This window comes from Paraburkholderia sp. 32 (assembly GCF_050435345.1).
GTDB lineage: Bacteria > Pseudomonadota > Gammaproteobacteria > Burkholderiales > Burkholderiaceae > Paraburkholderia > Paraburkholderia tuberum.
In genome coordinates, this window is record NZ_JBNDKD010000003.1 from 3,678,753 (window position 1) to 3,691,645 (window position 12,893).

10 protein-coding genes are annotated in these 12,893 nt (G+C 61.8%); 3 read left to right on the forward strand and 7 right to left on the reverse strand.

All coding sequences use genetic code 11. The features are described from left to right. Positions 1–26: 26 nt before the first annotated feature. The gene (gene glgC, locus OKW26_RS39835) at positions 27–1,292 is read right to left on the reverse strand and encodes a glucose-1-phosphate adenylyltransferase (RefSeq protein WP_429356968.1); all 1,266 of its coding nucleotides are present in this window, start codon (positions 1,290–1,292) and stop codon (positions 27–29) included. A 476-nt stretch (positions 1,293–1,768) separates the two neighbouring features. On the opposite strand from glgC, the gene OKW26_RS39840 reads away from it, so the two are divergent. Both OKW26_RS39840 and OKW26_RS39845 read left to right on the forward strand, forming a co-directional pair. Continuing rightward, positions 1,769–2,881 (forward strand): alpha/beta fold hydrolase, encoded by a 1,113-nt coding sequence (locus tag OKW26_RS39840; protein ID WP_429356969.1) that lies wholly within the window; start codon positions 1,769–1,771, stop codon positions 2,879–2,881. A 247-nt stretch (positions 2,882–3,128) separates the two neighbouring features. After that, on the forward strand, positions 3,129–3,596 hold the full coding sequence (locus OKW26_RS39845; RefSeq protein ID WP_429356970.1) for a GFA family protein: 468 nt from the start codon (positions 3,129–3,131) through the stop codon (positions 3,594–3,596). A 479-nt stretch (positions 3,597–4,075) separates the two neighbouring features. On the opposite strand, the gene OKW26_RS39850 is transcribed toward OKW26_RS39845, so the two are convergent. From OKW26_RS39850 to OKW26_RS39865, 4 genes are all read right to left on the reverse strand, one after another. Then, positions 4,076–5,392 (reverse strand): MFS transporter, encoded by a 1,317-nt coding sequence (locus OKW26_RS39850; protein WP_429356971.1) that lies wholly within the window; start codon positions 5,390–5,392, stop codon positions 4,076–4,078. 66 nt (positions 5,393–5,458) lie between these two features. Continuing rightward, positions 5,459–6,673, reverse strand: a complete 1,215-nt coding sequence (gene tcuB, locus OKW26_RS39855) for a tricarballylate utilization 4Fe-4S protein TcuB (RefSeq protein WP_429356972.1) — start codon at positions 6,671–6,673, stop codon at positions 5,459–5,461. Then, complete coding sequence (gene tcuA / locus OKW26_RS39860; RefSeq protein WP_429356973.1) at positions 6,660–8,069, reverse strand: FAD-dependent tricarballylate dehydrogenase TcuA; 1,410 nt, start codon at positions 8,067–8,069, stop codon at positions 6,660–6,662. The genes tcuB and tcuA overlap by 14 nt, the downstream gene beginning before the upstream one ends. Positions 8,070–8,164: 95 nt before the next feature. Then, a complete protein-coding gene (locus tag OKW26_RS39865) occupies positions 8,165–9,085 on the reverse strand; it encodes a LysR family transcriptional regulator (RefSeq protein WP_429356974.1) in 921 nt (306 codons plus the stop codon). A gap of 256 nt (positions 9,086–9,341) precedes the next feature. Between OKW26_RS39865 and OKW26_RS39870 the strand changes: the two genes are divergently transcribed. Continuing rightward, positions 9,342–10,061 carry a substrate binding domain-containing protein gene (locus tag OKW26_RS39870; protein ID WP_429356975.1) on the forward strand — a complete coding sequence of 240 codons (720 nt, stop codon included), beginning with the start codon at positions 9,342–9,344 and terminating at the stop codon, positions 10,059–10,061. Here OKW26_RS39870 and OKW26_RS39875 read toward each other — a convergent pair. Further along, positions 10,052–11,002: a cupin domain-containing protein gene (locus OKW26_RS39875; protein ID WP_429357175.1), complete on the reverse strand. Its 951-nt coding sequence runs from the start codon at positions 11,000–11,002 to the stop codon at positions 10,052–10,054. The genes OKW26_RS39870 and OKW26_RS39875 overlap by 10 nt on opposite strands. Positions 11,003–11,565: 563 nt before the next feature. Next, complete coding sequence (locus OKW26_RS39880) at positions 11,566–12,870, reverse strand: MFS transporter (RefSeq protein WP_429356976.1); 1,305 nt, start codon at positions 12,868–12,870, stop codon at positions 11,566–11,568. Positions 12,871–12,893 lie beyond the last annotated feature (23 nt).

The window sequence follows — 12,893 nt, forward strand, 5'->3', positions numbered from 1 at the left end:
GCCGGCGCGGGCAGGCGGTGGGCGCGCTACTGCGGATGCTCGCGCAACGCCTCCTGCGTGACCAGCACGACGCCTTCGTCGGTGCGATAGAAGCGCTCGGCGTCGCGCGCCGGGTCTTCGCCGATCACCGTGCCTTCCGGAATCGTGCAGCCACGGTCGATCACGACCTTCTGCAGGCGGCAACTCGCGCCGACCGTGACCTGCGGCAATAACACTGCCTCATTGATATTACAGAACGAACTCACTTTCACGTTCGATGACAGCACCGAGCGCGAAATCTGCGAGCCCGAGATCACGCAGCCGCCGCAGACGATCAGATTGTTGCCCGAGCCCTGCAGCCCCTTCATGTCGCGTACGAACTTCGCGGGCGGCAACTGCTCCTGGTATGTCCAGATCGGCCATGACTCGTCGTACAGGTCGAGCGTCGGTATCGTCGAGGCGAGGTCGAGGTTCGCGGCCCAGTACGCGTCGATCGTGCCGACATCGCGCCAGTACGGCTCGACGCTCGGGTCCGACGACACGCACGACATGCTGAACGGATGCGCGATCGCCACGCCCTGCGTGACGACGCGCGGCAGGATGTCCTTGCCGAAGTCGTGATCGGTATCGATTGCGGCGATGTTCTCTTCGAGCTGCGTGTACAGGTAGTCGGCGCTGAACACGTAGATGCCCATGCTCGCGAGCGCCGTGTCGGGGCGACCGGGTATCGCAGGCGGGTCGGCCGGTTTTTCGACGAAGCCGGTCACGCGGCGATTTTCGTCGACCGCCATCACGCCGAACGCGACCGCTTCCATGCGCGGCACCTCGATACAGCCGACCGTGCAGTCGGCGCCGCTGTCCGCGTGATCGGCGATCATGCGCGTGTAGTCCATCTTGTAGATGTGGTCGCCCGCGAGCACGACCACATACTTCGGGCGGATCGAGCGGATGATGTCGAGGTTCTGGAACACCGCGTCGGCGGTGCCGCGATACCAGTGCGCGCCTTCGACGCGCTGCTGCGCGGGCCACAGGTCGATGAACTCGCCCATCTCGCCGCGCAGGAAGCTCCAGCCGCGCTGCAGATGCCGCAGCAGCGAATGCGCCTTGTACTGCGTGACCACCGCGATGCGGCGGATGCCGGAATTCAGGCAATTGGACAGCGCGAAGTCGATGATCCGGTATTTGCCGCCGAAGTGCACCGCCGGCTTCACGCGCTTGTTCGTGAGCGGGCCGAGCCGGGTACCGCGTCCGCCGGCGAGGACGATCGCGAGGGTAGTGCGTTGTAAGTCGTTCAGCCGTGCCGGAGTATTCATATTTGTCTCCTGTCGATCGGAGTGAGCCCTTCAGCACTCGCTCCGACCGCATGCAAGATGGTTGCTTGATTGATATACCCCCGGGGATGATCTGGTCGCTTCCTCTGAGCTGATGATTCGGGCTGCCTGGCAGTCGTGCCGCATTGCCGTTCTTCGCTGCCTGTTTTCGCGGGTCCCTCAGTCAGTTCTAGCACCGATTGGACGCGAGCGAATAATGTTTATTGCGAGGGCCGCGTGGCGGATCATCCTCAAACGATCGCCTGTTACGGCGCGTTTTTCGGTGCGGCGCAACACATTGGCCACGAGGTCGCGTCCGGACGATGCTTGAGCCCAGAACGCGCAATATGCATGCCATCTCGCCGCGGCCGTGTGCCGTGCCCGCAGTGCGCGACTGGCGGCGGAGTTCGGCGGCGCATCGTAGAATCGTGCGCTCCCTGCCTCGTGCATCCCTATTGCGTTTTTTGCAGAGCATCCCGATGAATCTTCACCGCCCATTCCTGCTTGCCCTGTCGAGTGTCTGCGCCTGTGCGATGCTGTGCGCGGCGTCCGTCGCGGTGGCCGCCACGCCGGCGGGCGCGCCGCTCAGCGAGGCGAGCCCGAGCGCCGCGAGCGCCGCGGCCGCGTCTTCGCTCGACGATTCCGGCCCGGCCTACGGTCCGGAGCTGCAGGGCTTCAGCTACCCGGCGCCGGTCGGACGCTTCGAATTCACGTCACAGGGCGTGCCTTTGCAGATGGCCTACATGGACGTGAAGCCCGCGCATGCGAACGGCCGCACCGTGGTGTTGCTGCACGGCAAGAATTTCTGCTCGGCGACGTGGGACGCGACGATTCGCCGGCTGAGCGATGCCGGCTATCGCGTGATCGCACCGGACCAGATCGGCTTTTGCAAATCGAGCAAGCCCGAGCATTACCAGTACAGCTTCCAGCAACTCGCGCGCAATACGCATGCGCTGCTCGATTCGCTCGGCGTCAGCGAGGTGACGGTGGTCGGTCATTCGACGGGCGGCATGCTCGCCGTCCGCTATGCGCTGATGTATCCGCGCGAAACGCAGCAACTGGTGCTCGTGAACCCGATCGGACTCGAGGACTGGAAGGCGAAGGGCGTGCCGTCGCTGTCGGTCGACCAGTGGTATCAGCGGGAGCTGAAGACCACCGCCGACGGCATCCGCCGCTACGAACAGGCGACCTATTACGCGGGGCAATGGCGCGCGGACTACGAACCGTGGGTGCAGATGCTCGCGGGCATGTATCGTGGGCCGGGCAAGCAGATTGTCGCGTGGAATTCCGCGCTGCTCTACGACATGATTTACACGCAACCGGTCGTCTATGAGCTGGGGCAGCTCAGCATGCCGACGCTGTTGCTGATCGGTCAGAAGGACACGACGGCGATTGGCAAGGACGCAGCGCCGCCCGAGGTGCGTGCGAAGCTCGGCCATTACCCCGAATTGGGCCGCGCGGCCGCGAAAGCGATTCCCCGTGCGACGCTGGTCGAGTTCGCGGGGCTCGGTCACGCGCCGCAGATGCAGGACCCGAAAGCGTTTCATAAGGCGCTGTTGGAGGGGCTGACAGCGGCGCCGGAAAACCGTTGATCGATTACGAGGGTTTCTGTCGCGCCGCCATAGTCCTGCGTCGCTCTCCGTTAAGCGAAGCTGCCTGGGGCTATTTTGCGGTCCATCGCGGCGTTGCGGAAAGGGCCGGCTGCGGATAGGCGGTAGTCGGCCATGAACAGCCGTTCGACAGTGGTAGATAAATCGTCGACAATACGCCGCCGGGTCACGCACGTACCGGACTTACAAATCTCGTCGCCTATCAACTCGCGGCAGCTAGGAGCCACGTATGCCCGCACCTTTTATCGGCTGTTGCCTCTGCGGCCAGATCAAATTTGAGCTGAGGGACGAGCCACTCACTTTTTATGTTTGTCACTGCGGTAACTGTCAGCGCAGAACAGGCGGTGCTGCGCTACCTGTCATGTTGGTACGTCGATCTGATTTACATGTTGTAGAAGGCGAACCGAACATGCTGATATTTGACTTTGGTCCTGGGCGGCAGCGTCGTAGCAAGGCATGTCCACGTTGTGACACGCGGCTTTGGGCGGAGCCGATTGATCAGCCAGATCTGGCAATGCTCAGACCCGGGACGTTACAGGACCAAAGCGAATTTGCCCCAATAGCGCATATTTTCACCCGTAGCAAACAGCCATGGTTTCTGATTCCTGAAGGCGTTCCTGCTTTTGAGGGAAGAGTCAGCGAGCAAGCGGAGTTACTTCGCTTATGGCGTGAGAGGAAGGTCGACGGGCGACAATGAACCCAGGATTGATGCAAGGTCGCCGGCAATCCGACCGCTTAGCGACTCCACGTCCGTCGAACGTCGTTCAATCGTTTTGGGCCCTGTCCGGCCATAAGCGGGCTCCCACATCTCGAACATGAATGGCCGCTTGGCCCGCCGAATACGGACGTTCGCAATTCGGTTCAGCAGCAATTGTCGGCGCTCTCCAACGTCGGCCAATGGGCGCCTTGGCCAGCACCATGCGCAATAGCCGCTGTACTACACAGAGGACGGCCTCTGGGCGTCAACTTCGACCTGAATGAATTGCAGGCGTTTCAGCCGTCGTATAGTTGGGCGCTTCCGAAACGCCGCCGAGGCGATCAACGTCTTGTAGCCGACTCTGAGCCACCCTATCGACAAGCCCCGCGCCGGTAACACTCGCGCTCAGGCACGAAGCGGCACTGGGACGCGGGCATGCGCGTGTCCCGATTTCGTCCGCGGTTGCCTTGTGCGACTCGTCAAGCGACGGTCGCCGATCGCTCCGCCGCACCGCCTCGTCGATAGAGCACGAGCGTCGCGACGAGGCCACATACGGCTGCGAAACTCAGCCAGTAACCGGGCGCCGCCTTGTCGCCGGTCACCTGGATCAGATACGTCGACACGGCGGGAGTAAATCCGCCAAAGACGGCGGTTGCAAGGCTGAAAGCGAGCGAGAAACCAGCGACGCGCACGTTGACCGGCATGACTTCAGTCAGAGCCGCGACCATCGCGCCGTTATACATTCCGAAAAAGAACGACAACCACAGCAGCACCGCTAGCATTCGGCCAAAGCTCGGCGCGGCCGCCAACCAGGAAAGAGCCGGGTAGGACGTGCAGATGGCAAGCAGTGTGATCGCGATCAGGATCGGCCGGCGCCCAATACGATCCGACAACGCACCGCCGATCGGTAGCCAGATAAAGTTGGATATGCCGACACAGATAGTGACCAGCAGGCTGTCCGCAGTCGTGAGCTTCAGCACCGTCTTGCCGAAAGTCGGGGTGTACACGGTGATCAGGTAGAAGGTGGTGGTCGTCATCGCGACGAGCAGCATGCCTGCAAAGACGGTGCGCCAGTTCGCCAGCATCGTCCGAAACACCTCGCCGACGCGCGGGTGATGGCGCTGCTTCTTGAACTCTTCCGTCTCCTGCAATGAGCGCCGCAGGAAGAAAATGAACGGCACGATTGCACAGCCAATGAAGAACGGAATACGCCAACCCCAGGCGCCAATCTCATTTGCCGTCATCCAGCTGTTAAGGAAATAGCCGAGCGCCGCTGCGACCACGATGGCGACCTGCTGGCTCGCCGATTGCCAGCTCGTATAGAAGCCTTTGCGGCCTGGGGACGCCATTTCCGCAAGGTACACCGAGACCCCTCCGAGTTCGGCGCCGGCCGAAAATCCCTGCAGAAGTCGTCCCATCAGCACCAGTGCAGGCGCGAGCATGCCGATCGTCGTATACCCCGGCACGCATGCAATCAGGATCGTGCCGCTCGCCATGATCGACAACGTCACAATGAGTCCCTTACGGCGGCCGACTTCGTCGATGTACGCCCCCAGTACGATGGCGCCGAGTGGTCGCATCAGGAACCCGGCCCCAAAGACGGAAAACGTCAACATCAGCGATGCGAACTCGCTACTGGACGGGAAGAACACCCTGGCAATCTGGGTGGCATAAAAGCCGAATAGAAAAAAATCGAACTGTTCCAGAAAGTTGCCGCTGGTGACGCGCAGGACCGCGCTGAACTTTGACGTGCGAGCGCCAACCGGATCTTTCGCCGCTAACGATGAGGCGTTCATGATTTGTCTCCATGGATGTCTTTTTATGGCTTAAAGGCCGGTCGACAGCGTTCGACCGGTTTGCGGTCAGTCGGACCGGGTTTGTAGGGTATTGGCTTGTCGCTTTTCGATCGACGACTTCAGGAGTGCAACCGACCGATAGATTCCGTGGGCAAACTTGCCGTACGGCAGCGTGGCGAAGAGCGCCATGACTACGCCCAGGTGTGCCGCGAGCAACCATGCCATTTGAGCGGTGTCGCGCCAGGCCAGAAGCGCGAGCCCGGTTGCACTGGTGAGCAGGAGCAGCGCAATGAAGCCTCTATCCATCGGTTTCTGCTTCGGATCGCCGTGATCCGGGTGGCGGCGCAGGTTGAGCCACAGCAGTCCCGCCGGCCCAATAAGCAGGCCCATCCCGCCCGCAGTGCCGAGGAGCACAGGCAGGGTGAACAATGCGTAGGGAGCGTGCAGGCCGAGCGCGTAGTGATAGAAGGTCGCGACGACGGTGGCCGCGAAGCACAGCATGAAGCCATAGAACGTGAAATGGTGAAAGCGGCGACGTGCGAGTGTGAACGCGTCGCTCGATTCATTGCAGCCGTCTCCGTGCCCGCCGTCGAGGTAAGTGAGTCCAAGCACATGCTTCGTCGCCTCGGCGACGGCGGGAACCGAGGCCGCCGTCCCGGCGGACACATCACGCCAGAATCGCGTCACGCCGGCTCCGAGTGCAAGGCTGGCAAAGCCGAATACCGCTCCAAAAAGCGCAGCCAGCAGGTTGTGCGGGAACACAGCATAGAAGTTTCCGCCCATACGCTCACCGATGAGTGACCCTTTCAGCCAGACGCCGAGAATGAGGAAAAACGCGAGACCGGCTGCAAGCGCAAGCGAGACGGTCAGGCCGTTGCGCTTGTAAAGCGCGCCCATGAAGGACGGCCATGCGTATTCGGCGTAGGTCTCTATCCGAACCTGAGCCATCGCCTTCGGTACGTTGACCGCGAACTCATGCGGCGGGGCGTACTGGCACGCGTGGTAGCACGCTCCGCAGTTGTGGCAAAGGTTGGCGAGGTAGTTGACGTCGGCCTTGCCGAACTCGAGTCGGCGCGTCATGGCCGGAAAGACTGCACAGAATCCTTCGCAATAGCGGCAGGCATTGCATATCTGCATCTGTCTTGCGACTTCAGCTTCGTTGTCGGTCAACGGAAGAACGCGAATGACCGGAGACGGCAGTTCGCTCATGGAGCGATGGATACCGGAGGGAGCCGACGCGAGTTCCTGAGCCTCGCGAGCCAGTGCTTCAAGCTTGTGCACGGTGAACTCCAATGTGTTGGGTAACGGCCTCTGCCGCTTCAGCGCCCGCAATGCGTCCAAAGGCGGTGCCGATTGACATGCCGACGCCCGCCGTATAACCCTTGCCGAGCACATTGCCGGCCATCATTTCGCCTGCTACGAAAAGGTTGTCGCTTGGGCGTCCGCCGAAATGCACCTGGGCCTTGTCGTTGACCTTGAGCCCGAGGTACGTGAACGTGATGCCGGGTCGCAATGCATAGCCATAGAAGGGTGGCGTATCGATCGGGCGCGCCCAGTGAGTTTTCGGTGGCATGAGGTTTTCCGTGTGACAGTCATCGAGCGCAGTATGGTCAAACGTTCCGATTCTGCACGCGGCGTTGTACGCGTCGATCGTCTTGACGAAGGTTGACTCGGGCAACTTCAGTTTTCGGGCGAGCTCCGGAAGTGTGTCGGATCTTTCACCCGGGAAGACCGGCGGCATGAATCGGCCGACGGCCTTGGCATCGATAATCGAGTAGCCGATCTGGTCGGGCTGCTGCGCGACAAGGCGGCCCCAGATCGCGTACCGCTTTGGCCAGAAGTCTTCGCCCTCGTCATAGAAGCGCTTCGCGTCGCGGTTAAGGACTACGCCGAGCGATACACAATCGATCCTGGTGCAGATTCCACCGTCATACAAAGGCGCGCGTGCGTCGATTGCCACGCAATGCGATTGCGAGGGGTCGCCGATTGCATCCGCGCCCGCATCGATCATGAATTTCAGCAATACGCCCTTGTTGAAGCGGGTCCCGCGAATCAGGAAGTTGTCGGCGGGCCACTCGCCGCGTTCGTTCTGGCCCCACGCCTCTCGCAACCATTCTCGATTGGATTCGAAGCCGCCGGCCGCCAGCACGCACGCGCGTGCTTCAAAACGTTGCTTGCCGCTTCTTGCCGCGACGAACCGGTCGCCATCGAGCTCAATCGCGTCGACCGGGGTTTCATAGCGAATCTGAACGCCATGCGCTTCAGCGCTGCGGTAATACGCATTGACGAGCGCCTTGCCGCCGCCCATGAAAAACGCGTTGGTCCGGGCCACATGCAGCGCGCCTGACAGGGGAGGCTGGAACCGCACGCCGTGCTTCTGCATCCACGGCCGGCAACTGGACGACGCACGGATCACGAGACGCGCCAGATGCTCATCCGTCAGGCCGCCAGTGACCTTGAGCAGGTCCTGCCAGTATTCTTCTTCGGGATAGGTGTCGACCAGCACATCCTGGGGTACATCGTGCATGCAGCGCAGATTGCGTGTGTGCTGGGAGTTGCCGCCACGCCATTCCCTGGGTGCCGATTCGAGCAGTTGCACGGAGGCGCCGGCTTCACGCGCCATGAGAGCGGCGCATAGCGCCGCATTGCCGCCGCCTATGATGAGCACGTCGATCATCTCAGTTGTCTCCTTTGAGACGAACTGTAGAAGGCGACGACACCCGCCGCCATCAGCAAAGCGGCAAGGGGGCTTCAGGTTTCGTGAAGGGTTCTCTAGCGCAGAGTCGCGCCCGGCCAGCGGCCTTCGACTACGACCGCCCGGGCGACGTCGGCAAGCACGACCCGCGCAGCGAGCCCGGCGGGAGACAACTCGTCATCGGATACGCTGACGATCAGATTCGGTCTTCTCGCGTCGGCATCCGCGATCGGGACGCTCGCGAGAGTCACGTTCTCCGGGCGCGCCAGCGCCGCGCCTGGCTGGATCGTTGCCCCCAGCCCGGCGCGCACCGCGTCCATCAGCATGGCAAGGCCATCGACTTCGGCGACGATACGCGGCTCGTACCTTGCGCGCTTGAATGAGGCGGCCAGCAGCGCGCGCAGGCCGTGTGATCCGCTCGGCAGAATGAGCGGCAGTTCGCCGAGCTTCGCGATGTGCACTTGTGAGCCGGCAGGCATGCCGTGAAGCGTGCTAGCTCCGATTACGAACAGCCGCTCGTCGAGCAACGGTATGACGCTCCAACGTTGGGCCGGCTCCTCGTGGAACAGGATCGCGAGATCGATCTGCCTCGCGCCAAGCATGGAAGCAAGATACCCCGACAAACTCTCAACCATGCGCAGCCGGACGTCGGGGTAGCGTTCGCGCATCGCCTGCATGAAGGCCAGGCCCAGTACGCCCGTCGTACTCGGTGCGAGGCCTACGCTCACATGGCCCGAAAGACGGGCCTGACGGGCGGCAAGCGCTGCATCGTCGACGTGACGCAGTGCAAGCTGCGCTTGCCGCCAGAACGCGAGCCCAGCGTCGGTTGGCACCACGCCGCTAGACGTGCGCTGCAGCAGACGGGTCGATAGCTCGCTCTCCAGCCGGCTGATCTGCTGGCTCAGCGCGGATGTGACCACGCCGAGTTCGAGCGCCGCCTTGCCCATGCTTCCGTGCTCCACGACGCTGACGAAATATCGTAACTGTCGCAATTCCATGCGATCTCCGGAGAGTGGGCGTGGGCTGCATTCTGGCAGGGCAACGGGAAAAGGCCAAATATGCGGGTCCCGGAGCGTAACTTTCTCATTGTTAAGGCGCCGCTAGCTCAGAATCCTGACTGTTCCTGGCGTCGAGCGTCTGCCTGTCCTCGGCGGATTCAACCGGTCGACGCGCGGCCTCGTCCTGACAGAAGGCGGCCGGCTGTTTCGTGAACATGCCTTGTTAGCGTTGCAAGCACTCGATGACGCGCGCGAAGTGACATCGTCGCTAAATCGCACGCCACAAGGCGTGCTGCGCGTGACAATGCCACCGGCATTCGGCCGCCTGCACATCGTGCCGCATCTGCCGGCCTTCATGGCGCGCTATCCTGATATCGACCTCGACATCGTCTCTACGGACGAAACGCTCAACATGATCGATGCGGGCATTGATGTGGCGATCCGTACCGGCGTGCTGCCCGATTCGTCATTGATGGCGAGGCGCCTGGCACCGCATCGTCGTATCGTCTGTGGCAGCCCGGCGTATTTCGCGCGTAGCGGCACGCCGCGTGTGCCTGGCGATCTGGCCGCGCGCGATGCGCTTCGCGTGTCCCTGGTCCCGGACGACAAATGGTATTTCACGCTGGTCACCGCGGACGCGCGGGCGTCGCAAGAACAGGAACAGGTGCTGGTGGAGTTGCAGGGGCGCTTGCGCGCTGACGACTCCGAAGCCGTGCTCGCGCTCGCCGTGGCCGGTTGTGGCGTGGCGCTCCTGCCGACATGGCTCGCCTCTACGGCCCTGCGCGGAGGACGCTTGCAGCACGTGCTACCGGAATGGGAAGCACGCACCGGACGAGCCGAACCCGCGGTCTGGGCGGTCTACCCACCGAAGAAGATCGTCTCGTCGAAGGTGCGCGCCTTCGTGGATTTCTATGCCGAGTCGTTTGGCGAGCCGCCGTACTGGGACGACGGCCTCGCACTGGAGCGTCAGCCTTGATGGGCGAAGCGGATGTCTAGCGTGCGCAGGTAAGTCTGCAAGCCTGCATCCTGGATTGGAATCACATAGGCGTTTTCGTTCGTTTCGTTCAAATGCGCATGCCAGTGTCCCGGCGGCGTGACGAATGCCATCCCCGTTTTCCAATCGACGCGGGTCGGGTTCACGATATTGCCATCCCTGTCCAGTTCCGTTCCGACCAGCGTATAGACACCCGGCTTGCCGCTGGCGATGAAGTCGAGTGCAATCGACTGGTGCCGGTGCGGCTTCTGCACCGAGTTGGGCGGCACGATGCCGAACATCGCCCACAACACATGCGTGACCGTGCGCGTCTGCGGAAAGTTGGTGTTGCCCATTAGTACGCTGATGCGGTTGCGACGACCCGCGTTCGCTTGTTCCGCGACCGCGCGCAGTGCTGCCTGCGCCTCGGCGGCCGGATAGCGTGTCGGCGCAAAGCGCGCATGTACCCCGGTGGTACCAAGATAGGTGAGCAGCGGCGCGTCATTGACGTAATAGAGCGTGGCCGTCGCAGCAGCGGACAGCACCGTGGCATGGCCGCCTGGGAGCGTGAAGAAATCGCCCATCGAAAAGGGGAAGCTCGTTTCGGACTGCTGCACGCTACCCGCTCCGCTAATGACGTAGCAGACCTGCGAGGTCGCATTGGGATCGAGTGTCAACGCGTCGCCCGCATTGATGCGCAGGAAGTTGGCGCTCAAGCCGGGACCGGTCGCGGGACCCGGGCAGCCCAACTCCGCAGACAGGTCAAGCGGCACGACTCGGGTTGCGCCGTCTGCATAAAGCGAAGGCGAGAAGCTGCAGAACGGCACACGCGAGATGAGCTTCGCACCAATCGGATTGGCGGACGAAGTGTATTCGAAGTATTGCGCGTCTTCCGTGGCGACATTCGGTTTGGTGAGAAGCGCGGGGGATGTCCTGGTCAGCATGGTTTTGCTCCTTTTGAGTTTTGAGGGGGCTTCGCGCGGTTCCATTTGTGAGGATCCGCATCCGAAGGCTGACCTGACTTTAGGCGCGGGGCGTTGGCGCCGGAAGTGCCGGACATCGAAATCACCTTTGCGCAAAAGGAACACCGTGCCACGACGGTTTCGAGGCGCGGCGGGTTGTTCGTGCCGGGCCGCTAGGCAGTTCATCGTCGGCCACGGTTCGGCCATGAGGCAATGTTCAACGAGGTTGTGTTGACGGGCCGAAATCGTACCGACAGCGGACGTTTGATTTCGGACTCTGATCGACCGCTCCGGGTCGCATGCTGCCGACCACGGCGGTCGAGGAGCAAAGCGAGAAATATGCGATTTGCATCGGACAGCACCCGGCCATCAACGGTCACTCCTAGTACTCTCGCGAACGTCCGAATCCGAGAGGCCTAGCTGCCTTTGGACCGGCTATTGGTCACCGGCTAAACATGTGCCCGGGCGGCGATTTCTTCGACGGGACGATTTGTTTTGAAATAGATATACCGCTCCGGATCACTAGCGAAGCCGTGACACAGCGATCAATCGGCGGCTCTTTCTTCGAACATCGGCAGAGCGACCAGGCTGATTAGCCCACACACGCCCATATACCAGACTGGGGCATAGGCGTTTTTTGTCACGCTGATAAGCCATGTCACAACGAAGGGGGCAAAGCCGCCGAAAAGGGTGACCCCAAGACTGTAGATGATGCCCAATGACCGCCCACGGATTCCTCGCGGAAACCTCTCGAGCAGGAGCAGAAACCCGCCCGGACTGGCCAGTACTTTGAGGGCCATGATGAGCGCCACGCCCGGAAGGATCGTAACCATGGCCGGTGCCCGAAGCATTATCGCAAACACCGGGTAAAGCACCAGAACGCTAGCCACGCCGGTGATATAAAGCATCGGCTTGCGTCGTTTCAGCCTATCCGTAAGCCTGCCGCACAATGGTGACGCCACCATCAGCATCAGACCAGCGACCCCGCTCGGCAAGAATGCTGTCGCCGCTGACAGATGAACGACGTTTGTCAGATACGATGGCAAATAGAAAACAATGATATACATCGACGACGTACCGCCAAGCATCAGCAACGTGCCAAGGACGATATGGCGCACATCGTATTGCGTTTCCATGCAAGCACGACTAGCCATGGGCGGCGTTGCGTGGTGCGTTTCGTTCAGGTTCTGACGGATATATAGGCCAATCGGACCGATCAACAGGCCCAACAGGAATGGCACGCGCCAACCCCAGCTTTCGAGGGCGGCTGACGACAACGCATGCGTCAATAGCAGTGCGCAAAATGCGCCTGCAAGCGCTGAGGCACCCTGACTCGCCATCTGCCAACTGACCAGATAGCCGCGAGTGCCCGGCGCGGCCGATTCCATCAGGAATGTCGTTGAAGCCCCGACCTCGCCACCCGCCGAAAAACCCTGGATGAGCCGACCGGCCAGAATCAGAAGCGGCGCAGCGAGACCGATCTGCGCATAGGTCGGCGTCAGGCCGATGATTGCAGTGCCTAGCGCCATCAACAGGATCGTCAGGGTCATCGCGGCTTTGCGGCCCCGGCGATCCGCGTAGGCACCGATCACGATGCCACCAATTGGACGGATCACGAAACCGACACCGAAGGTCGCGAACGACAGCAAAAGCGGACCGTGCAGCCCGCCGACCGGGAAAAAGAGCTTGCCGATAAGCGCAGCAAAAAAGCTGTAGACCGTGAAGTCGAAAAATTCGAGGGCGTTGCCGAGCGCCGTCGCGAGAATGACCCTTCGACGTGAAGACGGATCGACGCGAACGGCGGATAACGGGTCGCGCAATTGCGCGCTGGGAGTACTGATTGTCTTCATGGGTCCCTTCAGACGCTGTGGGG